General features: G+C 56.4%; 22 protein-coding genes. 8 read left to right on the top strand and 14 right to left on the bottom strand.

The features are described 5' to 3' along the window. Window positions 1-462 precede the first annotated feature (462 nt). Window positions 463-1185: an ABC transporter ATP-binding protein gene (locus tag AAHF05_RS06455; protein ID WP_129323540.1), complete on the top strand. Its 723-nt coding sequence runs from the start codon at window positions 463-465 to the stop codon at window positions 1183-1185. Here AAHF05_RS06455 and bioD read toward each other — a convergent pair. Genes bioD through bioB form a run of 4 tightly spaced genes read right to left on the bottom strand, consistent with a single transcriptional unit; the run spans window position 1148 to window position 4775 of the window. Continuing rightward, window positions 1148-1849 (bottom strand): dethiobiotin synthase, encoded by a 702-nt coding sequence (bioD, locus tag AAHF05_RS06450; RefSeq protein WP_206737100.1) that lies wholly within the window; start codon window positions 1847-1849, stop codon window positions 1148-1150. The genes AAHF05_RS06455 and bioD overlap by 38 nt on opposite strands. Further along, entirely contained in the window at window positions 1842-2597 is a 756-nt protein-coding gene (bioC, locus tag AAHF05_RS06445) for a malonyl-ACP O-methyltransferase BioC (RefSeq protein ID WP_129323542.1), read from the bottom strand. Before bioC ends, bioD begins: the two co-directional genes overlap by 8 nt. Continuing rightward, window positions 2581-3738 carry an 8-amino-7-oxononanoate synthase gene (gene bioF, locus AAHF05_RS06440; protein ID WP_129323543.1) on the bottom strand — a complete coding sequence of 386 codons (1158 nt, stop codon included), beginning with the start codon at window positions 3736-3738 and terminating at the stop codon, window positions 2581-2583. The genes bioC and bioF overlap by 17 nt, the downstream gene beginning before the upstream one ends. After that, a complete protein-coding gene (gene bioB, locus AAHF05_RS06435; protein WP_108090558.1) occupies window positions 3735-4775 on the bottom strand; it encodes a biotin synthase BioB in 1041 nt (346 codons plus the stop codon). The genes bioF and bioB overlap by 4 nt, the downstream gene beginning before the upstream one ends. Before the next feature lie 68 nt (window positions 4776-4843). Between bioB and bioA the strand changes: the two genes are divergently transcribed. Further along, the gene (gene bioA / locus AAHF05_RS06430) at window positions 4844-6151 is read left to right on the top strand and encodes an adenosylmethionine--8-amino-7-oxononanoate transaminase (protein ID WP_129323544.1); all 1308 of its coding nucleotides are present in this window, start codon (window positions 4844-4846) and stop codon (window positions 6149-6151) included. A 48-nt stretch (window positions 6152-6199) separates the two neighbouring features. Further along, window positions 6200-6676 (top strand): kinase inhibitor, encoded by a 477-nt coding sequence (locus tag AAHF05_RS06425; RefSeq protein WP_108090560.1) that lies wholly within the window; start codon window positions 6200-6202, stop codon window positions 6674-6676. A gap of 84 nt (window positions 6677-6760) precedes the next feature. Here the strand turns inward: AAHF05_RS06425 and hutH are convergent, their stop codons facing one another. The 5 genes from hutH to hutI all read right to left on the bottom strand — a co-directional run bounded on the left by hutH (window position 6761) and on the right by hutI (window position 13006). Next, entirely contained in the window at window positions 6761-8281 is a 1521-nt protein-coding gene (gene hutH / locus AAHF05_RS06420) for a histidine ammonia-lyase (protein ID WP_129323545.1), read from the bottom strand. Beyond that, entirely contained in the window at window positions 8278-9966 is a 1689-nt protein-coding gene (gene hutU / locus AAHF05_RS06415) for a urocanate hydratase (RefSeq protein WP_049005771.1), read from the bottom strand. The genes hutH and hutU overlap by 4 nt, the downstream gene beginning before the upstream one ends. A gap of 127 nt (window positions 9967-10093) precedes the next feature. After that, window positions 10094-10828: a histidine utilization repressor gene (locus tag AAHF05_RS06410; RefSeq protein ID WP_108090563.1), complete on the bottom strand. Its 735-nt coding sequence runs from the start codon at window positions 10826-10828 to the stop codon at window positions 10094-10096. A gap of 19 nt (window positions 10829-10847) precedes the next feature. Then, entirely contained in the window at window positions 10848-11786 is a 939-nt protein-coding gene (gene hutG, locus AAHF05_RS06405) for a formimidoylglutamase (protein WP_129323546.1), read from the bottom strand. Continuing rightward, on the bottom strand, window positions 11783-13006 hold the full coding sequence (gene hutI, locus AAHF05_RS06400) for an imidazolonepropionase (protein ID WP_129323547.1): 1224 nt from the start codon (window positions 13004-13006) through the stop codon (window positions 11783-11785). The genes hutG and hutI overlap by 4 nt, the downstream gene beginning before the upstream one ends. Before the next feature lie 224 nt (window positions 13007-13230). Here hutI and AAHF05_RS06395 point away from each other — a divergent pair, with 224 nt between their 5' ends. Further along, window positions 13231-14514: a putative acyl-CoA thioester hydrolase gene (locus tag AAHF05_RS06395; protein WP_128347835.1), complete on the top strand. Its 1284-nt coding sequence runs from the start codon at window positions 13231-13233 to the stop codon at window positions 14512-14514. Between the two features lie 87 nt (window positions 14515-14601). Here AAHF05_RS06395 and pgl read toward each other — a convergent pair whose 3' ends face one another. Beyond that, window positions 14602-15597: a 6-phosphogluconolactonase gene (gene pgl / locus AAHF05_RS06390; protein WP_028019406.1), complete on the bottom strand. Its 996-nt coding sequence runs from the start codon at window positions 15595-15597 to the stop codon at window positions 14602-14604. 140 nt (window positions 15598-15737) lie between these two features. Here pgl and AAHF05_RS06385 point away from each other — a divergent pair, with 140 nt between their 5' ends. Continuing rightward, on the top strand, window positions 15738-16556 hold the full coding sequence (locus AAHF05_RS06385; RefSeq protein ID WP_129323548.1) for a pyridoxal phosphatase: 819 nt from the start codon (window positions 15738-15740) through the stop codon (window positions 16554-16556). On the opposite strand, the gene modC is transcribed toward AAHF05_RS06385, so the two are convergent. The 4 genes from modC to AAHF05_RS06365 all read right to left on the bottom strand — a co-directional run bounded on the left by modC (window position 16557) and on the right by AAHF05_RS06365 (window position 19409). Beyond that, complete coding sequence (gene modC, locus AAHF05_RS06380; RefSeq protein WP_028019408.1) at window positions 16557-17615, bottom strand: molybdenum ABC transporter ATP-binding protein ModC; 1059 nt, start codon at window positions 17613-17615, stop codon at window positions 16557-16559. 2 nt (window positions 17616-17617) lie between these two features. Continuing rightward, a complete protein-coding gene (gene modB, locus AAHF05_RS06375; protein WP_028019409.1) occupies window positions 17618-18307 on the bottom strand; it encodes a molybdate ABC transporter permease subunit in 690 nt (229 codons plus the stop codon). Continuing rightward, window positions 18307-19080: a molybdate ABC transporter substrate-binding protein gene (gene modA / locus AAHF05_RS06370; RefSeq protein ID WP_128347833.1), complete on the bottom strand. Its 774-nt coding sequence runs from the start codon at window positions 19078-19080 to the stop codon at window positions 18307-18309. Before modA ends, modB begins: the two co-directional genes overlap by 1 nt. A gap of 179 nt (window positions 19081-19259) precedes the next feature. Continuing rightward, a complete protein-coding gene (locus AAHF05_RS06365) occupies window positions 19260-19409 on the bottom strand; it encodes an AcrZ family multidrug efflux pump-associated protein (protein ID WP_008501118.1) in 150 nt (49 codons plus the stop codon). Window positions 19410-19536: 127 nt separating this feature from the next. On the opposite strand from AAHF05_RS06365, the gene modE reads away from it, so the two are divergent. From modE to galE, 3 genes are all read left to right on the top strand, one after another. Then, window positions 19537-20325, top strand: coding sequence for a molybdenum-dependent transcriptional regulator (modE, locus tag AAHF05_RS06360; protein WP_108090569.1), 789 nt, complete (start codon window positions 19537-19539; stop codon window positions 20323-20325). A 67-nt stretch (window positions 20326-20392) separates the two neighbouring features. Further along, a complete protein-coding gene (gene modF, locus AAHF05_RS06355) occupies window positions 20393-21865 on the top strand; it encodes a molybdate ABC transporter ATP-binding protein ModF (RefSeq protein WP_129323549.1) in 1473 nt (490 codons plus the stop codon). Window positions 21866-22065: 200 nt separating this feature from the next. After that, window positions 22066-23082, top strand: a complete 1017-nt coding sequence (gene galE / locus AAHF05_RS06350) for a UDP-glucose 4-epimerase GalE (RefSeq protein ID WP_128347831.1) — start codon at window positions 22066-22068, stop codon at window positions 23080-23082. Window positions 23083-23085: the final 3 nt, after the last annotated feature.

Below are 23085 nucleotides of genomic sequence, written 5' to 3'. Positions count from 1 at the left end.
CAATTAAATAATAAGCGATATTTCCTAAAGCCGCGTTTCGCGCCAATTTGGGCGTAAGCCGCGTCTTCTCTCGCTTATCGCGTGTTTTCTAACTCTAATGCACATGGTTATCCACAGGAATAGTGGATAACTGCTTCCAGCCCGTGCAGACTGCCGCTCAGCAAATTCCCGGATTTTCCCATGAGACAGCAACAAAAAATTTTTATAGCTATTTTTTGATGATTAACAGTTGCGTCATTCATAACCAACCGATGGGATCTTGCTCACATTTCCGTCATTTCCTGCCTTGCACCACAACTCAACATCTCCGGCACCGTCGATGTGCAAATCGTCAATTTGTCATCCCGCAACGTTGAGGCTTACTCCTAAAAAAGCTCTTTTTTTAATCACCTTCAGGTTTCTGGCAGGAGTTTTGCACAATCAAAATGAGCCTCACCTACACACATTTTTAAGGAGAGAAAGATGTTGAGTCTGCGTGCAGTGAATCAGTTTTACGGAAGCCAACATACGCTATGGAACGTGGATTTAGATTTTCCGCAGGGGATGTGTACAGGCGTAGTTGGCCTGCCGGGAATGGGAAAAACCACGCTCATGAATTGCATCGCCGGTAAATTACCCGTCGAGAGCGGCACGATTATCTGGCATGAAGCAGGGGCCCCGCCATGTGATTTGCTCAACCCGCCATCAGAACAACGTTCAGACCCGAAAATAGGCTATGTCCCGCAGGACAGGCGGATTTTCTCCCAGTTAACGATCGAGGAGAATCTGCATATTGCCATGCGGGCAACGGGAAAACCCGACCCGGAAGCAAAAAGCGATGTTTACGACCTTTTCCCGGAGCTCTACGCGCTGCGACAGACCCGCGCCAACGCGCTCTCACCCGACGACCAGTATCAGTTGGCTCTGGCCAATGCGCTGGTGAATCGCCCGCAAATGCTGATTCTGGATGAACCCATGCATGGTGCAGGTCATGGCTTTGCCCAGAAGCTGGGGCAGCTGCTGGCGCGCTTAAACCGGGAGTTAGGTATGACGGTGTTATTAGCTGAACAGCAGCTGTCGTTTATCCGCCGGGTTGCGGACCGTTTCTGTATGCTCTATCGCGGGCGTAACGTGGCGCAGGGCCACGTTAAGGAACTGGATGACGAGCTCATCGCTCACTGGATGTCGCGGGAAGCAAGACGCTGAGATCGAGATAATGACCCGTTTCGGCATTTTCCGCGCCGTCAGCAAGCCAGGGAATTTCCCCGAGGCACGGCGCGGGAAGGACACGCCTGAGCGTCGTCAGATACTCCTGGTGCCGTTTACCCGGTTCAACCACGTCGTTGGCAATCCAGCCCGCCAGACGCAGTCCAGCCTGCTGTACGGCCTGTGCGGTCAACATAGCGTGATTGATGCAGCCCAGCTTGACGCCGACAACAAGAATGACCGGAAGCTGCTCGGCCCGTACCCAGTCAGCAAACGTCTGTGTATCCGAGAGCGGCGTAAACCAGCCGCCTGCCCCCTCCACCAGCACCCAGTTTGCCTGATTTTCCAGTGTCCGCAACCCGGCAGACAGCACGGCGAAATCAATCGGCCGGCCTTCGTCGGCGCTGATAATGTGCGGCGACGTCGGCTCGGCGAAGGTGTAGGGATTCACCGCTGAATAGTCGAGTTTAAGGGTGCTGTTACGCTGCAGCGCCAGCGCGTCGGTGTTGCGTAACCCTTCCGCAGTCATCTCGCTGCCGGAGGCAACTGGCTTATAGCCAGCAGTTGTTTTTCCCCTCTGACGCGCCGCCTGTAACAGTGCAGAACTGGCAACTGTTTTGCCCACTTCCGTATCCGTTCCGGTGACAAAATACCGTTCAGTCACGTTCGATAATCCCATGAAAAAGTTGATAAGAGAGCGGGAAATGCCCCCGCTGCTGTGGCCAGGCCAGCACCAGGTGTTGCAACTGCCCACGAGTGAGAGGCTTTTTCTCGCGTCCGGCATGCAGGTGCGTGGCACCAATGCCCTTGAGCGAGCGCATGGCACTGACGGCATCGCTGAAATTGAGGGTGATGACCTGCACCGTGCTTCGATAGCGCCAGCCTGCCAGCGCCTGCGTGACCTGATCATGCGATAAAAATCGGTTGGCATGCGGCTGTTCATCAACTGCTCGCCACGCCTGATCCAGCTCCGGTAGCGAGCTTTCCAGCAGCGTGGTAAAGGCCACCTTGCCACCCGGACGCGCCACGCGATAAAGCTCGCTTAACGCCAGTGGCAGGCTGTTACACCATTGCACTGCCAGATGGCTCCAGACCAGATCAAATTGTGCCTCAGCCAACGGAATGGCCTCGATATCCGCCACCAGATAGTGGTGCGCAGCCTGCTGATGACGCGCCTCATCAAGCATGTCTGATGACAGGTCAATGGCCGTAACGTGGCTTCCCGACTCGCGCCAGTATCGACTATTCCCGCCGGGACCACATCCGGCATCCAGCACCTGCGCAAAACGGCTCTCGCCGAGTAAAGCCAGTAACTCCCGTGCACTCTGGCGCTGGAGTTCATCATGCTGCGAATAGCTGCGTGCCGCCCGGCCAAACGCCGCCGCAATGGCCTGTTTATTGACTGGCGACATACAGAGCCTCCAGAAGTACCGAAATGTCCTCTGCTTCGTGCGCCGCCGTCAGTGTCAGACGCAGACGCGCCGTGCCCGGTGGCACGGTGGGTGGACGGATGGCAGTGACCCACATCCCCTTCTCGCGCAGCGTCTCTGCCAGCGTGAGCGCCAGACTGTTTTCACCCACGATCACCGGCTGGATGGCGCTTTGCGAATCGGTACTGCGGAAAGGAAGATGACACAACCCCTGACGAAAACGCTGAATATGTTCCGCCAGACGCGCACGACGTTCTTTGCCTTCCTGGCTGCGGATCACCGCCATTGACGCAGATAACGCCACGGCCTGGGCGGGTGGCATGCTGGTGCTGTAGATCAAATGCCGGGCAAACTGCAGCAGATAGTCAGCAACGGACTCACTGCACAATACAGCGGCTCCGCTCACGCCAAAGCCTTTGCCGAAGGTCACAATCAGCAGTTCCGGCTTCACGCCTTGCTGATGCGCGCTGCCGCGTCCTTCATCCCCCATCACACCAATACCGTGGGCATCGTCGACCAACAGCCAGGCGTTTTGCCTTTTTGCTGCCTCGTGCAGCGCGGCAAGCGGCGCGCTGTCGCCGTCCATGCTGAACACCCCTTCCGTGACCGCCAGCTGTTGACCGTCGCAGGGTTTATCCAGCAGCGTAGCAAGCTGTCCCGCATCGTTATGGGCAAAACGGCGCAGCTGAGCCGGGCTCAAATTTGCCGCCTCCAGCAGCGAGGCGTGGCTTAAACGGTCGGCAACAATGCGGTCATCTTTTCCCATCAGGGCAGCGATAACCGCCTGATTCGCGGCAAAACCAGAGATAAACAGCAACGCACGCGGGTAACCCAGCCAGTCGGCAAGCTCCTCCTCCAGCGCCTGATGCGCTGTAGTGTATCCGCTGACATGTCCCGAACCGCCGCTGCCCACGCCAAATCGCTCCGCCCCCTGCTGCCAGGCGCGGACGATGGCCGGATGCTGGCTCAGCCCGAGATAATCATTGCTGGAGAAATTACAAAACTGCCGGTTATCACGGGTAAGAAAACGGCCTGCACCGTTTTCAACCACCCTGCGGACGCGAAACGCCTCTGCCGCCCGGCGCTCTTCCAGCGCGGAATGGATACGTGCCTGCCAGGTCATACGGCTGCCGCGTTGTAGAACTGGTCGGTGTCGGCGTTGAATATCTGCTGCTCCAGCTGCTGCTGTTGCTCGTTATCACCCGTCAGCACCTCGGTCTGATGCGGGTTAAGCCCCAGCTTACGGAACAGCTGAACGTCTTTATCCTCTTCCGGGTTCGGTGTGGTCAGCAGCTTGCAGCCGTAGAAGATGGAGTTGGCCCCGGCCATAAAGCACATCGCCTGGGTCTGTTCGTTCATCTGCTCGCGACCTGCGGAGAGGCGAACGAAAGAGGTCGGCATCATGATACGCGCCACCGCAATGGTGCGGATAAAGTCAAACGCATCCACGTCTTCGTTATCCGCCAGCGGCGTGCCTTTGACCTTCACCAGCATGTTGATCGGCACGCTTTCCGGCGGCGTTGGCAGGTTCGCCAGCTGCAGCAGCAGACCCGCGCGATCTTTCACCGTTTCACCTAAGCCCACAATACCGCCTGAACAGACCTTAATACCGGCATCACGGACTTTATCCAGCGTGTCCAGACGCTCCTGGTAGGTTCGCGTGGTGATGATATTGCCGTAAAACTCTGGCGACGTGTCGAGGTTGTGGTTGTAGTAATCCAGGCCTGCCGCAGAGAGGCGCTGCGCCTGCTCTTCATTCAGCGTGCCAAGGGTCATACAGGCTTCGAGTCCCATCTCCTTAACACCCTTCACCATCTGCTCCAGATACGGCATGTCGCGATCGTGCGGGTTTTTCCACGCGGCGCCCATGCAGAAGCGGGTCGAGCCAGCGTTTTTCGCCTTACGGGCGGAGTCGAGCACCTGCTCGACTTCCATCAGCCGTTCAGATTCCAGACCGGTTTTATAACGCGCGCTCTGTGGGCAATATTTGCAATCTTCAGGGCAGGCACCGGTCTTGATCGACAGCAGCGTACTGACCTGTACATGGCGGGGGTCGAAGTGCTGACGATGTACCTGCTGGGCTTCAAACATCAGCTCAAGGAAAGGCTTGTTAAATAATTCAGTGACTTGCGACATCGTCCAGCGTGCGTGGTGAGCCATTGGGCTTCTCCAAAGGGTTTTGTTAATTTTCGGTTCGGTTTATACTCGTAAACCTAAAACTTTTCAAAATGGTTTACAAGTCGATTATGACCCAGGACGATCTCGCCTTCGACAAGCAGCATATCTGGCACCCTTACACCTCTACCACCCGCCCTCTTCCCGTCTACCCGGTGGCTTCAGCACGCGGTTGCGAGCTACACCTCGCCAGCGGTGAGCCGCTGGTTGACGGGATGTCTTCCTGGTGGGCAGCTATTCATGGGTACAACCACCCGCGCCTGAATGCGGCGATGAAAGCGCAGATTGACCAGATGTCGCACGTGATGTTTGGCGGGATAACCCATCAGCCCGCGGTGGATTTATGCCGTCGCCTGGTGGCGATGACGCCTGAATCGCTGGAGTGCGTGTTCCTGGCCGACTCCGGCTCCGTGGCGGTGGAAGTGGCGATGAAAATGGCGCTGCAGTACTGGCACGCGAAGGGCGAAACGCGCCAGCGGTTCCTGACCTTCCGCAACGGCTATCACGGGGATACCTTCGGGGCGATGTCGGTGTGCGATCCGGATAACTCTATGCACAGCCTGTGGAAGGGGTATCTGCCGGAAAACCTGTTTGCTCCGGCCCCGCAGAGCCGCTTCGACGGCGAGTGGAACGAGATGGACATGGTCGGTTTCGCCCGCCTGATGGCGGCGCATCGTCACGAAATCGCCGCGGTGATCCTGGAGCCTATTGTGCAGGGCGCCGGCGGGATGCGGATGTACCACCCGGAGTGGCTGAGGCGTATTCGCAAGATGTGCGATCGCGAGGGCATTCTGCTGATTGCCGATGAGATCGCCACCGGTTTTGGCCGTACGGGTAAGCTGTTTGCCTGTGAACATGCGGGCATCGCGCCAGATATTCTGTGTCTGGGTAAAGCGCTCACCGGCGGTACGATGACGCTTTCCGCCACACTCACCACCCGTCACGTTGCCGACACCATAAGCGACGGTGAAGCGGGCTGCTTTATGCACGGCCCGACGTTTATGGGTAATCCGCTGGCCTGCGCGGTGGCGAGCGAAAGCCTTGCCATTCTGGAAAGCGGCGAGTGGCAAACGCAGGTTGCGGCGATAGAGACGCAGTTGAAAGAAGAGCTGAGCGCCGCCTCGGGTGCGAATTTTGTGGCGGACGTACGCGTGCTGGGCGCCATTGGCGTGATTGAAACCACCCATCCGGTGAATATGGCAGCGCTGCAGCGCTTCTTTGTCGAACGTGGCGTCTGGGTTCGCCCATTCGGCAAGCTTATCTATCTGATGCCGCCGTATATCATTACGCCCGTTCAGTTGCGTAAGCTCACCGACGCTGTCGTCGAAGCCGTTAATCTTCCCGCGCATTTCGCGATTTAACCCTATGCATTACACTTTCTGCACGAGTGATTAACGAGGGTAAAGCGTATGAAAATCATCAGTAAAGATCTGCGCGACGGTGAAAAACTGCCGGAGCGTCATGTTTTCAACGGCATGGGGTACCAGGGGGATAATATCTCCCCGCACCTGGCGTGGGACGAGGTTCCGGCCGGAACCAAAAGTTTTGTGGTCACCTGCTACGACCCGGATGCACCGACAGGCTCAGGCTGGTGGCACTGGATTGTGGCGAACCTGCCCGCCGACACACGCGTACTGCCACAGGGTTCCGGCTCAGGCCTGGTTGCTCTGCCTGAAGGCGCGATTCAGACCCGTACCGATTTTGGTAAAGCGGGTTACGGTGGCGCAGCGCCGCCAAAAGGGGAAACCCACCGCTATATCTTCACGGTGCATGCGCTGGATGTGGACAAGATTGAGGTGGATGAAGGGGCGAGCGGCGCGATGGTGGGGTTTAACGTACATTTCCATACGCTTGGCAGCGCGTCGATTACGGCGATGTATTCATAAAAAAAACCGGGTGGCGGCTACGCCTTACCCGGCCTACATTTCGCACTCGTAGGCCCGGTAAGCGCAGCGCCACCGGGCAAAAAATCACAGCACCGAAGGCAACAGCCCCACCAGCCGCCCTTCTTCCAGAAGCTGCATCGCTTTATCAATATCCGGCGCAAAGAAGCGGTCGTCGTCATAATGCGATACATGCTCGCGCAGCGTATGACGCGCCTGCTCCAGCAGCGGACTGGACTTCAGCCCTTCGCGCAGATCGACTCCCTGACACGCCGCCAGCCATTCCACGGCCAGCACGCCACGGGTGTTGGATGCCATCTCCCACAAACGACGCCCGGCAGCCGGAGCCATAGAAACGTGATCTTCCTGGTTTGCCGATGTTGGCAGGCTGTCCACGCTGTGCGGGTGCGACAGGGCTTTGTTCTCGCTCGCCAGCGCCGCCGCCGTCACCTGGGCAATCATAAAGCCCGAGTTAACCCCGCCGTTACGTACCAGGAACGGTGGCAGCTGAGACATGTGCTTATCCATCATCAACGCAATGCGACGTTCAGACAACGCACCGACTTCAGCAATCGCCAGGGCAATGTTATCCGCCGCCATTGCCACCGGCTCGGCGTGGAAGTTGCCCCCGGACACCACTTCATTTTCCTGCGCGAATACCAGTGGGTTATCGGACACCGCGTTGGCTTCCACCAGCAATACCTCTGCCGCCTGGCGCAGTTGCGTCAGGCACGCGCCCATTACCTGCGGCTGGCAACGCAGGGAATATGGATCCTGCACCTTTTCACAGTTGTGGTGTGAATCTGCAATACCACTGGTTTCGGTGAGAACATGACGGTACATCGCGGCGGCATCAATTTGCCCACGCTGGCCGCGCACCTCGTGAATACGCGCGTCAAACGGGCGACGCGAGCCCAGTACGGCTTCAGTCGTCAGGGCACCGCACACCACTGCTGAGGCGAACAGATCTTCAGCCTCAAACAGGCCGCGTAAAGCGAATGCCGTCGACGCCTGAGTACCGTTCAGCAGCGCCAGCCCCTCTTTTGCCGCCAGGGTGATCGGGTTCAACCCGGCTTTTTTCAGCGCCTCTTTCGCAGGAAGCCACGCACCCTGCCAGCGCGCCTGCCCTTCACCGAGCAGCAGCAGCGACATGTGCGCCAGCGGCGCGAGATCGCCGGATGCACCGACAGAACCTTTTGCCGGGATCCACGGATAGACTTCTGCGTTCACCAGCGCCATCAACGCCTGGATCACGCTCAGGCGAATGCCCGAGAAACCGCGCGCCAGGCTGTTGATTTTTAGCACCATCATCAGGCGGACAATCTCATCATCCAGCGGCTGACCAACCCCCGCCGCGTGTGAAAGCACCAGCGAACGCTGTAAGTTCTCCAGATCGTGTGTCGCAATACGTGTCTGCGCCAGCAGCCCAAAACCAGTGTTAATCCCGTAGGCGGTGCGCCCTTCGGCAACAATGGCTTCGACGCAGGCAACGCTGTCGTTGATCGCGGCGTGGGCACTTTCATCAAGCGAGAGCGTGACCGGTTGACGCCAGACGCTACGCAGTTGTTTGAGCGTCAGTGAGCCGGGGGTGAGTGTTAAGGCGTTCATTCATGATTTCCTTGTGTGGCAGCGATCATCGGCAGGTTTAGCCCCTGCTCTTTGGCACATTCAATGGCAATCTCGTAACCAGCGTCTGCGTGACGCATCACGCCGGTTGCCGGGTCGTTGTGCAGCACGCGAGCGATACGCGCAGCAGCTTCATCCGTTCCGTCACAGACAATAACCATCCCGGAATGTTGGGAGAAGCCCATTCCCACGCCACCACCGTGGTGCAGCGATACCCAGGTCGCGCCGCTGGCGGTATTCAGTAAGGCGTTCAGCAAAGGCCAGTCGGAGACTGCATCCGAACCGTCGCGCATGGCTTCGGTTTCACGGTTCGGGCTGGCAACGGAACCGGAGTCCAGATGGTCACGACCAATCACAATCGGCGCGGAGACTTCGCCGCTGCGCACCATTTCGTTAAAGGCCAGACCCAGTTTTTGCCGCCACTCCAGCCCTACCCAGCAGATGCGCGCCGGTAAGCCCTGGAAGTTGATGCGCTCGCGGGCCATATCCAGCCAGTGGTGCAGGTGTTCGTCATCCGCGACAATCTCTTTCACTTTGGCGTCGGTTTTGTAGATATCCTCCGGGTCACCGGACAGGGCAACCCAGCGGAACGGACCGATACCGCGGCAGAACAGCGGGCGAATATAAGCAGGAACGAACCCCGGGAAGTCGAAGGCATTATTCACGCCCATCTCTTTCGCCATCTGGCGGATGTTGTTGCCGTAATCAAAGGTAGGAATGCCCATCTTACTAAAGGCCAGCATGGCGGAGACATGCTCGGCCATGGAACGTTTGGCAGCAAGTACCGTACCTTCTGGATCGGTTTCCGCTTTTTGCTGGTAGGCTTCCCACGTCCAGCCTTTTGGCAGGTAACCGTGCAAAGGATCATGGGCGCTGGTCTGGTCGGTAACCAGATCCGGACGGACGCCGCGGGCGACGAGTTCAGGAAGAATATCTGCCGCGTTGCCGCACAGGGCAATCGACACCGCTTTGCCTTCAGACGTGTATTTTTTGATACGCGCCAGCGCATCGTCCAGGCTGGTTGCCTGTTCGTCGACGTAACGGGTACGCAGACGGAAATCAATGCGGCTCTGCTGGCACTCAATGTTGAGCGAGCACGCGCCGGCAAGCGTGGCGGCCAGCGGCTGCGCCCCCCCCATGCCGCCCAGACCCGCGGTCAGCACCCAGCGGCCTTTGAGCGAGCCGTTATAGTGCTGGCGACCGGCTTCCACGAAGGTCTCGTAGGTGCCCTGGACAATTCCCTGGCTGCCGATGTAGATCCAGCTACCCGCGGTCATCTGGCCATACATCGCCAGCCCTTTAGCGTCCAGTTCGTTGAAGTGTTCCCAGGTGGCCCAGTGCGGCACGAGGTTAGAGTTAGCAATCAGCACGCGCGGCGCGTTCTTGTGCGTTTTGAATACGCCAACCGGTTTGCCGGACTGCACCAGCAGGGTTTCGTCGTGTTCGAGGTGAGTCAGAGATTTTACAATTGCGTCATAGCACTCCCAGTTGCGCGCGGCACGGCCTATGCCGCCGTAGACCACCAGCTCGTGGGGGTTCTCCGCGACCTCAGGATCAAGGTTGTTCATCAACATGCGCAGCGGGGCTTCGGTGAGCCAGCTTTTTGCGGTAAGGGTGGTGCCGCGCGGAGCGCGGACATCCTGCTGGCGGTATTTACCTGACGACATTGTGTGCTCCTCATACGGGACAGATGATGCATTTAGATATACTTGTATAGACAAGCACACACAAGGTCAGCTTTAACAAAAAAGATACAATTTTGTTATATTGCGTTAGCTATCACGCTTTTAAAACTTATGACATAAAGTGGCCCTGCAGCCGGTAACGGTTACCCGGGAAAAGCAGCCGGGCATGCGACACAATTTGCGATGACGACCATGTACGACGACGGATCAGCAGGCATGGATCGTGCTCTTTAATGCGCAGCCGTTCACACTCCTGCGGCGTGGCGCGCACGGCCTCCACAATGTGCTCCCCTTCCGTCAGCGGTGCAACAAGCGAAAGGTAGGCGTGCGGCGTGGTGTGGGTGTAATCCTGGTTCAGGTAGTCCGGTATCCGTTCGGCGTTAACGCAGCGATCTTCAATCTGCACCGGAATGTCGTTTTCGAAATGCACCATCACGGAGTGGAAGATCCGGCTCCCCTCTTTGACATTCAGCTCTACGGCCTGCTCGGCGCTGGCCTGGGTCTCTTCGAGCACCAGCACCTCACAGCGGTGCTGATGGTTACGCGCGGTGATCTCATCGGCAATACTGCGGATTTCAAACAGGGCAGATTGCCCTTTCGGTTCTGCCACAAACGTTCCGACCCCCTGCAAGCGCACCAGAAGACCTTCGTCGGTCAGTTCGCGCAGCGCCCGGTTGACGGTCATCCGGCTAAAACCAAACTGCGCCACCAGCTCGGCTTCCGAGGGAATGCGATCGTGCGGCCGCCAGACGCCGGTGGCGATTTTTTCGCTTATCGCCTGCTTCACCTTTTCGTAGAAAGGTGCGGGAGGGCTCGACTGCGGCAGAGGTGAGCGTGAAAACATCGTGACTCCTTGAATAGTGTTATGCCCACCAGTGAGCAATTTGCCAGGCCAGACGGGCGGCAAGCTTTGCGCCCTGTCCGTCCCGATCGTACTGCGGGTTAAACTCTACCAGATCGGCGGCCTGTAGCTTACCGCTGCGGCAGATTTGTTCGATAACCGGCAGAAGATCCAGCACCGGTATGCCTAACGCGGCCGGTGCGGACACGGCAGGCATTTCGCTCGCGGGGAGGACGTCCAGATCGATCGTCAGATAGATACGATCGGCCTGCGCCAGCACCTTTTCCAGTGCGGGTAGCGCATCGCGCCTGAAATGGAGATCTTCCACCAGCGTGACGTTCAGGCGTTCGGCCTCATCCCACAGCGCCAGCGTGTTCGCCGCCCGGCTCACGCCAAAGCAGGCGTACTGAAACTCCCGCCCGCGCTCATCGCAGTAATGCGCCAGCTGGCGAAACGGGGTGCCGGACGTCGCCCGGTCGGCCTTGCGCAGGTCAAGATGGGCATCAAGATTGATCACCACCACGCGCTCGTTCGGGAACGCATCCAGAATGCCCCGACCGTGCGCCCACGCGGTCTCATGACCGCCGCCAAAGACCAGCGTGCACATCCCGGACTGCTGGCAGGCCGTGACGGCATCGCTTAACGCCTGCTGTGCCGCTTCCAGCTTGTCGCCTTCAACATAAAACGAGCCCATATCCGCCAGCCGTTCGTGCCCCTGATGGCTTGCCATATTCGCCAGCGCTTTCCGCAGCATATCCGGTGCCTGCACGGCGCCGGGCCTGCCATGATTGCGTTTAACCCCTTCATCACATTCAAAGCCTATCAGCGCGATGCCGGATGGAAGCGGCGTGAACTGCCCCTGCTGCTTTATCGTCTGGAAAATGCGCGTTGCATTGCTGGCCTCGGCGCTGTCGTCGCGCCCCTGCCAGACCGTTTCGGCTACCGGCCGCCATAACCTCATACTGCCTCCCCACGGAAAATACGCTGATACAGCGGATTGCGTCCAGGCTCATAGACCATCTCAACCGGATGGTGAGCATCCCAGACGATAAAATCGGCGACAAACCCTGCCCTAAGCTGTCCGTGGGTTGCGCCACGACCCAGCGCCTGCGCGGCATGCCGCGTGACGCCAGCCCAGGCCTCTTCAGGGGTCAGACCAAACTGGACGCAGGCCATGTTCATCGCCAGGTGCAGACTCGCAAACGGGCTGGTTCCGGGGTTATAGTCGGTCGCGACCGCCATCGGTACCCCCTGTTTTCTGAGCTGTTCAACCGGCGGACGCTGGCGCTCCTGAAGAAAATAGAACGCGCCAGGCAGCAATACGGCAACGGTCCCGCTTTGTGCCATCGCCTGAACGCCTGCATCATCCAGGTATTCGATATGATCGGCCGACAGCCCCTTATATCGGCTGACCAGCGCCGCACCGCCCTGATTCGACAGCTGCTCGACGTGCCCTTTCACCGGGATGCCGAGCGCGGCGGCGGCCTTGAAGAGGCGCTCGGTTTGCGACGGGGTAAAGCCGACGTTTTCGCAAAATACGTCGACAGCTTCAAACAACTCTTTTTGCCACAGCATGGGCAGGATCTGCTCACAGACCAGCGTGAGGTACGCATCCGGATCCTGTCGGAATTCCGGCGGAACCGCATGAGCCGCCAGCAGCGTTGGGCTGATATCAACCGGATTATTGAGGCTCAGTTGGCGTGCAACCTGCAGCATCTTCTCTTCGGCATCGGCGTTTAGCCCGTATCCGGATTTGATTTCAACCGTGGTGACACCTTCATTCATCAGACGCTGAAGCCGCTGCTGGGCCAGTTTAAGCAACGTTTCGGGTGAACTGTTGCGCGTCGCCGTCACGGTAGCGTTAATCCCGCCTCCCTGGGCGCTGATTGTTTGATAAGAGACACCGTTCAGACGCTGCTCCCATTCTGCCGCGCGATCGCCGCCAAACACCAGGTGGGTATGGCAGTCAATCAGGCCTGGTGTAACCAGACGTCCCTGAAGATCGACGCTGTGACGGTGTCCTGAAGGTATTTCAGATTCAGGGATCACGGCCTGAATGGTTTGGCCGCGCACCACCAGAGCGTGTTGCTCTTTCAGGCCATACGGAGCGGTGCCTTCCGGATCCATCGTTGCCAGTCGCGCATTTCGCCATATTACATCGTCGGGATGAAGCTGCTGCATGGGTATTCCACTTGTCATGGGTTGTATAGACATTTATTTTCATCCACTGCCCGCTGTCAACCGTCCTGATGGAAAATGTTATTTATTTGTGATGACTTTCCCGCCCCCCGAGGGCAAAAAATGCAACTTTTACCCTTTTTAACTTCCCGTTTCGCTCAACTTAGTATAAAAAAGCAGGCTATTTCGTCTATCCCGTTAAGACTTGCATACCCAGGAGCTTTACCTTGAACATTTCCAGGATTTCCCGTCTGGCGTTAGCACTCGCCTTTGGCGTGACATTATCCGCATGCAGTTCAACACCACCGGATCAGCTGCCTTCTGAGCAGGTAGCACCGGGTACCGCCTCCCGCCCGATTTTGTCCGCTGATGAAGCGAAGAACTTCGACCGTGCACACTACTTCTCGGCGATGGAACCCAACGCTGCGCCGTGGACACCGTCTTCTATTAACCTGCCAAAACAGCCTGACTTCGTCGTTGGGCCGGCAGGTGCGCAGGGTGTAACGCATACCTCTATTCAGGCTGCGGTTGATGCGGCCATCACGAAGCACAGCGCTTCTCGTCAGTACATCGCGATCCTGCCAGGCGAATATGAAGGCACCGTTTACGTTCCGGCGGCACCAGGCAGCATTACCCTTTACGGTCTGGGCGAAAAAGCGATCGATGTAAAAATTGGCCTGGCGATTGATTCAGAAATCGACAGCAACGCCTGGCGTCGCCTGGTGAACCCAGCCGGTAAATATATGCCGGGCAAACCTGCGTGGTACATGTTTGATAACTGCCAGAGCAAGCGTTCTGCCACCATTGGGGTGATGTGCTCAGCGGTATTCTGGTCTCAGAATAATGGCTTGCAGCTGCAAAACCTGACCATTCAGAACACCCTGGGTGACAGCGTCGATGCAGGTAACCATCAGGCCGTCGCGCTGCGTAGCGATGGTGATAAAGTACAGATCAACAACGTTAACATTCTCGGCCGTCAGAACACCTTCTTCGTGACCAACAGCGGTGTACAGAACACCCTGCAGAACAACCGCCTGACCCGTACGCTGGTGACTAACAGCTACGTCGAAGGTGATGTTGACCTGGTATCCGGTCGTGGCGCGGTGGTGTTCGATAACACCGACTTCCGCGTGGTGAACTCGCGTACTCAGCAGGAAGGCTATGTCTTTGCACCAGCGACGCAGTCTAACCTGTTCTTCGGTTTCCTGGCCGTAAACAGCCGCTTTAACGCTGCCGGTGACGGCGTGGCGCAGCTGGGCCGCTCCCTGGATGTGGACTCTGCAACCAACGGTCAGGTGGTGATCCGCGACAGCGTGATCAACGAAGGCTTTAACATGGCGAAGCCGTGGGCGGATGCCGCGATCTCCAAACGTCCGTTCTCCGGCAATACCGGTGCGGTGGACGATAAAGGAAACGTGCAGCGCAACCTGAACGACGCTAACTTCAACCGCATGTGGGAATACAACAACCGCGGTCTGGGTAGCAAAGTGGTTGCTGAGCCGAAGCAGTAAGCTGTTTTGCCGGGTGGCGGCTTCGCCTTACCCGGCTTACAGAGATAAAAAAACCTCGCATGTGCGAGGTTTTTTGTTTTAAGCCGCTTAGTGGGCGTTAACCACCACCCACATAGGCCCCTGGCCTACCGCATAGCGCCCTTTCTCTTCCAGCAGGCCCTGCTCGCCTTTGATTTCATACAGCGCAATGTGGTGGGATTTCTGCCCTGCTGCGATCAGATATTTACCACTGTGGTCGATATTAAAACCGCGCGGCTGAGTTTCCGTTGGCTGGAAGCCTTCAATCGCCAGCACGCTGCCATCTTCCGAGACGCTAAACACGGTAATCAGGCTGGAGGTACGATCACAGGCGTATAAATGGCGGCCATTTGGCGTAATGTGAATATCCGCAGCCCAACGGGTGTCAGAGAAGTCAGACGGCATCATATCCAGCGTCTGCACGCACTCAATCTGGCCGTTAGGATCTTTCAGTTCCCAGACGTCCACCGAGCTGTTCAGTTCATTGACCACATAGGCGTACTGCTGGTTCGGATGGAAAACCATATGACGCGGGCCCGCGCCTTCAACGGTAGTGACTTCAGCAGGAGTCTGTGCCACCAGGTGACCATCGTCGCTCAGGGTGAACAGGCAGATGCGATCCTGCTTCAATGCAGGTACCCACAGTGTACGGTTATCCGGCGTGATATTCGCCGAGTGGCAACCTTCCAGCCCTTCCACCACATCGACAGTTTCAACCGGAATACCGTTTTCCAGACGCGTTACGCTGACACAGCCTGCATTATACGAGCCACTAAAGACAAAATTGCCTTTACGATCGGTAGAGATATGGGTTGGGCTGCCCGGCAATGGCGCTTCGGCAGTGTAAGTCAGCGCGCCGTCGTCCGGAGAGATGCGGTAGGCCAGCACGCGAAACTCCGGGCGCACACCCACGTACAAGAAACGTTTATCCGGACTGATGACCATCGGCTGCACCTGCCCTGGGACATCAACAACCTGCACCAGCGTGAGTGACCCTTCGGTATTTAAACGCCAGACATGGATCTGCTGGCTCTCAGGACTGGCGGTATAAACGGTTTGTTTCATGAATATTCACTCCTCACTGCGCATGAAAGTAGTTAACTTTTGACGGTGAATGCTGAATTGTCGACAGGAATTTTGAAGCATCCGCCTCTCGGTGTACCATCCCATCAAAACGTAAATTCAATATTAACCCGGAAAAACAAATGACCTCGCGTGTGATTGCTCTGGATTTAGACGGTACCTTACTGACGCCGCAAAAAACCCTCCTCCCCGCCTCCCTTGAAGCGCTTAAACGCGCGCAGGAAGTGGGATATCAACTCCTTATCGTAACGGGTCGACATCACGTTGCCATTCACCCTTTTTATCAGGCACTGGCGTTAGATACACCTGCAATTTGTTGTAATGGCACTTATTTGTATGATTATCAGGCAAAAAAGGTTCTGGCATCCGACCCGCTGCCGGTTCCTCAGGCGCTGCAATTGATTGATCTGCTGGATGAACACGCCGTACACGGCCTGATGTATGTGGATAACGCGATGGTCTATGAACGCCCTACCGGCCATGTGATCCGCACCAGCAACTGGGCGAAGTCCCTGCCTGAAGCCCAGCGTCCGGTCTTTACCCAGGTATCCTCGCTGCGCCAGGCCGCGCAGGATGTTGATGCTATCTGGAAATTCGCGCTGACGGATGAAGACACCACCAAACTGAATACCTTCGCAAAACACGTGGAAGAAACGCTGGGCCTGGAGTGTGAATGGTCCTGGCATGACCAGGTGGATATTGCCCGCAAAGGCAACAGCAAAGGCAAGCGTCTGACGCAGTATGTGGAATCTCAGGGGTGGTCGATGCGTGACGTGATCGCCTTCGGCGACAACTACAACGACATCAGCATGCTGGAAGCCGCCGGAACCGGCGTGGCGATGGGCAATGCCGATGATGCAGTGAAAGCGCGCGCTAACGTGGTGATTGGCGATAACACCACTGACAGCATCGCGCAGTACATTTATACCCACCTGCTGTAATCAGGCGGTGATCGAGACGCTCTTAATTTGCGCGTAAAGCCACAGGCCGGGTTTGATCCCTAATTCATCTCTGGCCCACGGGCTGATACGCGCCCAGAGCGTCCTGCTGCCGACCTCAAGCTTTACTTCTACCTGGCCGTTATCATCAAAACACTCCGCCACTTTCGCACGCAGAATATTTCGAATACTGGTCTGCAACGGCGGTTGCAGCACCAGCGAAACATCCGACGCCTGAATGCGAATACGTAGCGCAGACTGCAGCGGTTTGTCGATTTTGTTGACCCACAGATGCTGATCGCCCAGTGCCAGCGCAGTCATTGCGTAATGCGGATGGTGTTCCAGCACGCTGACTTTGAGAATGCTGCTCTGCTGTTCCCTGGGTAACCAGGGGTGCATCACGCTGCTGCCCCACACCTCTTCCAGGTTACCGAAAGCCTTAACACTGCCCTCTTCCAGCACCAGCACTTTATCGGCCAGATGCAGGATCTCATCCAGCGAGTGGCTAACGTAGAGCATCGGAATATTAATTTCGCGCGTCAGGCGCTGCAGATACGGCAGGAGTTCACGTTTACGCGGAATATCCAGCGAGGCCAGCGGTTCATCGAGCAACAGCAACTCTGGCGCGGTCAGCAACGCGCGGCCAATCGCCACACGCTGTTTCTCACCGCCGGAAAGCGAGGATGGCAGCCTGTCTAGCAGCTGTTCAATCCCTAAAAGGGTCACCAGCTTATCAAACTGCCCGGCCATGCTTTTCGCCATGCCGTAACGCAGATTCCCGCGCACGCTGTAGTGCGGGAATAAACGTGCATCCTGAAAAACATAGCCGATACGGCGTTTATCCGGCGAAAGATATACCTTATTCTCCACGTCATTTAAGACGCGGTTATTTAATACAATGCGCCCTGATTGCGGGCGGGTCAGGCCGCTGATCGCATTAATCAACGACGTTTTTCCCGCGCCAGACACGCCAAAGATGGCGGTAATGCCGCTGGCTGGCAACGTCTCGTTAATCGTCAGGGTATGATTTCCCAGCGTCTGGGTAAATTGAAGCTCCAGCATGACTATTTCCCCATCCGCTCACGGCTGAGTCGCGCCAGCCATTCCGACACCAGCAATGATACCAGCGCTAATACGATTGAGATGATGCACAGTCGCGCTGCGGCGTTTTCTCCACCTGGCGTCTGAATCAGGGTATACATGGCCGACGGAATTGTTCGCGTCTCACCGGGGATGTTCGACACAAAGGTAATGGTCGCACCAAACTCGCCCAGCGAGCGGGCAAAGGCCAGCACCGTACCGACAATAATACCGGGTAATGTTAGCGGCAGCGTAATGGTAAAGAAGACGCGCCAGCGCCCGGCGCCCAGCGTGCGGGCCGCCTGTTCCAGTTTGAGATCCACCCCCTCCAGCGCCAGACGGATAGCCCTGACCATCAGAGGGAATGACATCACAGCCGCCGCCAGCACCGCTCCGCGCCAGCTAAAAGCGAACGTCAGCCCAAACCAGTCATAGAGTTTCTCACCGATAAAACCGCGACGTCCCATTGAAATCAGTAACAGATAACCGACCACCACGGGCGGCAACACGAGGGGAAGATGAAGCACACTGTCCAGCAGGGCTTTGCCTGGAAACTTACAGCGGACCAGTAACCAGGCAAAGAAGATCCCAAAGGGCAAACTCAGCACGACTGCCAGGGAAGAGACTTTAAGGCTCAGCAGCACGGCCTGCCATTCAGGATCGGTCAATATCATCAGTGAGTTGTAAATCCATAACGTTTAAAGATTGCAGAGGCTTCTGGTCCTTTCAGATAATCATAAAAGGCAGAAACCGTCGCATTTTTATGTCCATCAACAATCGCAACAGGGTATTCCACTTTCTTGTGGGAGTCTTCCGGGAAGGTACCTACCACTTTGACACCTTTGCTGGCAACGGCATCGGAACCGTAGACAATACCCAGTGGAGCTTCGTTGCGTTCCACCAGCGCCAGCGCACCGCGGACATCTTCGGCCGGGGCCAGTTTCGGTGACAATGTCTCCCATGCGCCCAGTTTTTGCAGTGCTTCTTTGGCGTAGATCCCGGCAGGAACGTGCTCAGGATCCCCCACCGCCAGGCGGCCACCGTTTAGCAGGCTGATCCAGTTGGTCTCTTTGTTGATGGTGATGTCAGCCTGCGCGCTGGCTTTTGGCGCCACCACTACCAGGCTATTCCCCAGCAGCGTTTCGCGGGTCGCCGCATCAATCGCTTTCTTCTCCACCGCGTAATCCATCCACTTCTGGTCAGCCGAGATGAACAGATCCGCCGGCGCACCCGCTTCTATCTGACGTGCCAGCGTCGAGGAAGACGCAAAAGAGGAGACTACATCAACGTTCTTCTCTTTTTTATATACCGCCGCGATATCCTGCAGCGCGTTGGTCAGCGACGCCGCCGCAAAGACCGTAATTTTACCGTCGTCCGCCAGCGCGTGGCCGGTAAGTGAAAGCGTCAGCGTTGCCCCTGCGAAAAGGCGTACCCAGGTACGTGCCATTTTTTAACTCCTGTGAGTAGCGTTATATACACATTAATATAACGATAACATCAGGGAGATCCCAGCGTTAAATCGTACCGCTGAAGGGGTAAACCAGTGTGATACGTTAAATATTATCGGCGAAAACGGGAAAATCTTGAGAGCAAAACGCCCGGACTGGCCGGGCGTTTTGTGGGGAATTAATGCTGCTTTTTAGCCTGGTCTCGGTGACCAATGTTCGAGAAGACGTTGAACACTTCACCCAGGCCGTAGATGGCACCGAGGATGATGGCCATCACTACTGGTACCATGATCACGGCAAATACCAGACTTTTTAACAACTCTAACATGGTTTTCTCCAGAGATTGTGAATAGCTTATTCTACCCTTTCAAGTGAGAAAAACATCCCCTTTTGTGCGGTACCCTTTGCGCCCTGCACCATTTGGGTCACAATACTCTTTTTGCCAGGATACTGTTATGCAGGCCGAAATTCTCCTCACTCTCCGACTTCAGCAAAAGCTTTTCGCCGATCCGCGTCGTATCACCCTGCTTAAACAGATAGAACAAACAGGCTCGATTAGCCAGGGGGCAAAAAACGCCGGTATCAGTTACAAAAGCGCCTGGGATGCCATCAACGAGATGAACACCCTGAGCGAGCAACCGCTGGTGGACAGAGCTACAGGCGGCAAAGGCGGCGGCGGTGCAGTGGTTACGCGTTTTGGGCAGCGTCTGATTCAGCTTTACGATCTCCTGGCCCAGATCCAGCAAAAAGCGTTTGATGTGTTGAGTGATGACGACAATCTCCCGCTGGACAGTTTGCTGGCTGCCATATCCCGTTTCTCGTTACAAACCAGCGCCCGTAACCAGTGGTTTGGTACGGTAACGGCACGCGATAATCTCCAGGTGCAGCAGCATATCGAGATCCTGCTTGCCGATGGGACTACCCGCCTGAAAGCCGCAATAACGGCGCAGAGTGCAAAACGTCTTGAGCTGGATGAAGGTAAAGAGGTGCTGGTGTTACTGAAAGCGCCGTGGGTCAATATCACGAGCAATCCCGATACAGCTAAGGCAGCCGATAACCAGCTTCACGGTGCAATCACCCATATTGAACGCGGTGAGGAACAGTGTGAAGTGCTGATGACCCTGGCGGACGGACAAATGCTCTGCGCGACGGTACCGCTCAGCGAAGCTGACGGATTAGAAGAAGGTGCTGTCGTCACCGCATATTTCAACGCAGACCGGGTGATTATCGCCACATTGTGCTGAGCACATTGACATTCGTACCGACAGTGAGTATCCCTGACATCTGTTGCTGCAAAAAATGGGATAAATCATGTCATCATTGCATATTTCGCAAGGCACGTTTCGTCTTAGCGATACCCGAACGCTGACGATTGCCGATTTAACACTACGCGCAGGTGAAAGCTGGGCGTTTGTCGGCACGAACGGAAGCGGTAAATCAGCCCTTGCCCGTGCGTTGTCCGGAGAGCTCCCCCTCCTCAAGGGTGAACATCAGCGCCATTTTACGCGCCTGACGCGCCTGTCATTTGAACAACTGCAAAAGCTGGTGAGTGACGAATGGCAGCGCAACAACACCGATTTGCTCAGCCCTGGTGAAGAAGATACTGGCCGCACGACGGCGGAAATCATTCAGGATGAGGTGAAGGATCCTGCCCGCTGTCAGCGCCTGGCAGAACAGTTTGGCATTTCCGCCCTGCTAAACCGGCGCTTTAAATACCTTTCAACCGGCGAGACGCGGAAAACGCTGCTTTGTCAGGCTTTGATGAGCGAACCTGAGTTGCTGATCCTCGACGAACCGTTCGATGGTCTTGACGTGCAGTCCCGTGCGCAGCTGGCGGCCCTGCTGGAGTCGCTTAATCAGCAGGGATATACCCTGGTGCTGGTGCTTAACCGCTTCGATGAAATCCCTGATTTCATCCAGAATGCAGGTGTGCTGGCCGACTGTAATTTGACTGAAACAGGCGAAAAATCAGCGCTGCTTAAGCAGGCATTAATTGCGCAACTTGCACACAGTGAACAGCTTGATGGAATCACGCTTCCGGAACCCGACGCCCCTTCGGCCCGCCATGCGCTCGATCCCCACCAGCCGCGCATTGTGCTGCGTGATGGGCTTGTCTCTTATGACGATCGCCCGATCCTTAACCATCTCAGCTGGACGGTCAATCCTGGCGAACACTGGCAGATTGTTGGCCCTAATGGTGCGGGGAAATCGACGCTGCTGAGCCTGATCACCGGGGATCACCCGCAGGGTTACAGTAACGATCTCACGCTGTTTGGCCGGCGTCGCGGCAGCGGCGAAACCATCTGGGATATCAAAAAGCATATCGGGTATGTCAGCAGCAGCCTGCATCTGGATTACCGTGTCAGCACAACGGTGCGCAATGTGATCCTCTCCGGGTATTTTGATTCCATCGGCATTTATCAGGCGGTATCGGACAAACAGCACAAGTTGGCTCAGCAATGGCTGGATATTCTTGGAATGGATACCCGGGTCGCTGACGCGCCGTTTCACAGCCTGTCGTGGGGGCAGCAGCGGCTGGCGCTGATCGTTCGCGCCCTGGTGAAACATCCTACGCTTCTGATCCTCGATGAACCCCTGCAGGGACTGGACCCGCTGAACCGACAGTTAATCCGCCGCTTTGTGGATGTCCTCATTAGTGAAGGCGAAACGCAGCTGCTGTTTGTTTCACACCATGCCGAAGATGCCCCCTCCTGCATCACGCACCGCCTGGAGTTTGTCCCTGACGGTGAACGCTATGATTATCTGCTAAGCAAAATCGACTAAACTCCGGAGGGCCCGCCCTCCGTTTTTCAGATAACCTGCATTAAGACATCTCTATCCCTTTGATCTACAATGCCACACGACATCAGAAAATCGGTATTTAAAAACAGTGTAAACGATTCCACTATTTTATCCCATGTCACACTTTTAGCGACTCTGTTATGCTATGGTTATTACATACCATAAGCCCAATGGAGCGAAATATGCGAGTTCTGGTAACAGGTGGTAGCGGTTACATAGGAAGTCATACCTGTGTGCAACTGCTGCAAAATGGTCATGATGTCATCATCCTCGACAACCTGTGCAATAGTAAGCGCAGCGTGCTGCCTGTGATTGAACGTCTTGGCGGGAAACAGCCAACGTTCGTCGAAGGCGACATCCGCAATGAAGCGCTGATGACCGAGATCCTTCACGACCACGCCATTGAAACGGTGATCCACTTCGCCGGTCTGAAGGCGGTCGGTGAATCCGTTGCGAAACCGCTGGAGTATTACGACAACAACGTCAACGGGACCTTGCGTCTCATCTCCGCCATGCGTGCGGCAAACGTTAAAAACTTTATCTTCAGCTCATCCGCCACCGTCTATGGTGACCAGCCAAAAATCCCTTACGTTGAAAGCTTCCCAACCGGTACGCCGCAAAGTCCGTATGGCAAAAGCAAACTGATGGTGGAACAGATCCTGACCGATCTGCAAAAAGCACAGCCGGAGTGGAGCATCGCGTTGCTGCGCTACTTCAACCCGGTCGGAGCCCATCCGTCAGGCGATATGGGTGAAGATCCACAGGGCATTCCGAATAACCTGATGCCGTATATCGCGCAGGTGGCGGTGGGCCGTCGTGACTCACTGGCGATTTTTGGTAACGACTATCCAACCGAAGATGGCACCGGCGTGCGTGATTACATCCATGTTATGGATCTGGCCGACGGGCACGTGGCGGCCATGCAGCAACTGGCAAATAAGCCAGGCGTGCATATTTACAACCTCGGCGCCGGTATTGGCAGCAGCGTGCTGGATGTGGTTAACGCCTTCAGCAAAGCCTGCGGTAAGCCGGTCAATTATCACTTCGCACCGCGTCGTGAGGGTGACCTCCCTGCTTACTGGGCCGATGCCACCAAAGCCGATAAAGAGCTTAACTGGCGTGTGACCCGCACGCTGGATGAAATGGCACAGGATACCTGGCACTGGCAGTCCCGCCACCCACAAGGTTATCCGGACTAAGGA

The sequence above is a fragment of the Enterobacter adelaidei genome (assembly GCF_041937165.1).
Lineage (GTDB): Bacteria > Pseudomonadota > Gammaproteobacteria > Enterobacterales > Enterobacteriaceae > Enterobacter > Enterobacter adelaidei.
The sequence above is the reverse complement of the archived record's forward strand: the minus strand, read 5'-3'. Positions and strand labels throughout refer to the sequence as shown.

Coding starts and splice junctions, on each gene's coding strand:
- AAHF05_RS06455 (WP_129323540.1), top strand. CDS start 463: ATGTTGAGTCTGCGTGCAGTGAATCAGTTTTACGGAAGCCAACATACG.
- bioC (WP_129323542.1), bottom strand. CDS start 2,597: ATGTCGCCAGTCAATAAACAGGCCATTGCGGCGGCGTTTGGCCGGGCG.
- bioF (WP_129323543.1), bottom strand. CDS start 3,738: ATGACCTGGCAGGCACGTATCCATTCCGCGCTGGAAGAGCGCCGGGCG.
- bioB (WP_108090558.1), bottom strand. CDS start 4,775: ATGGCTCACCACGCACGCTGGACGATGTCGCAAGTCACTGAATTATTT.
- bioA (WP_129323544.1), top strand. CDS start 4,844: ATGGTTTACAAGTCGATTATGACCCAGGACGATCTCGCCTTCGACAAG.
- AAHF05_RS06425 (WP_108090560.1), top strand. CDS start 6,200: ATGAAAATCATCAGTAAAGATCTGCGCGACGGTGAAAAACTGCCGGAG.
- hutH (WP_129323545.1), bottom strand. CDS start 8,281: ATGAACGCCTTAACACTCACCCCCGGCTCACTGACGCTCAAACAACTG.
- hutU (WP_049005771.1), bottom strand. CDS start 9,966: ATGTCGTCAGGTAAATACCGCCAGCAGGATGTCCGCGCTCCGCGCGGC.
- AAHF05_RS06410 (WP_108090563.1), bottom strand. CDS start 10,828: ATGTTTTCACGCTCACCTCTGCCGCAGTCGAGCCCTCCCGCACCTTTC.
- hutG (WP_129323546.1), bottom strand. CDS start 11,786: ATGAGGTTATGGCGGCCGGTAGCCGAAACGGTCTGGCAGGGGCGCGAC.
- hutI (WP_129323547.1), bottom strand. CDS start 13,006: ATGCAGCAGCTTCATCCCGACGATGTAATATGGCGAAATGCGCGACTG.
- pgl (WP_028019406.1), bottom strand. CDS start 15,597: ATGAAACAAACCGTTTATACCGCCAGTCCTGAGAGCCAGCAGATCCAT.
- AAHF05_RS06385 (WP_129323548.1), top strand. CDS start 15,738: ATGACCTCGCGTGTGATTGCTCTGGATTTAGACGGTACCTTACTGACG.
- modC (WP_028019408.1), bottom strand. CDS start 17,615: ATGCTGGAGCTTCAATTTACCCAGACGCTGGGAAATCATACCCTGACG.
- modB (WP_028019409.1), bottom strand. CDS start 18,307: ATGATATTGACCGATCCTGAATGGCAGGCCGTGCTGCTGAGCCTTAAA.
- modA (WP_128347833.1), bottom strand. CDS start 19,080: ATGGCACGTACCTGGGTACGCCTTTTCGCAGGGGCAACGCTGACGCTT.
- AAHF05_RS06365 (WP_008501118.1), bottom strand. CDS start 19,409: ATGTTAGAGTTGTTAAAAAGTCTGGTATTTGCCGTGATCATGGTACCA.
- modE (WP_108090569.1), top strand. CDS start 19,537: ATGCAGGCCGAAATTCTCCTCACTCTCCGACTTCAGCAAAAGCTTTTC.
- modF (WP_129323549.1), top strand. CDS start 20,393: ATGTCATCATTGCATATTTCGCAAGGCACGTTTCGTCTTAGCGATACC.
- galE (WP_128347831.1), top strand. CDS start 22,066: ATGCGAGTTCTGGTAACAGGTGGTAGCGGTTACATAGGAAGTCATACC.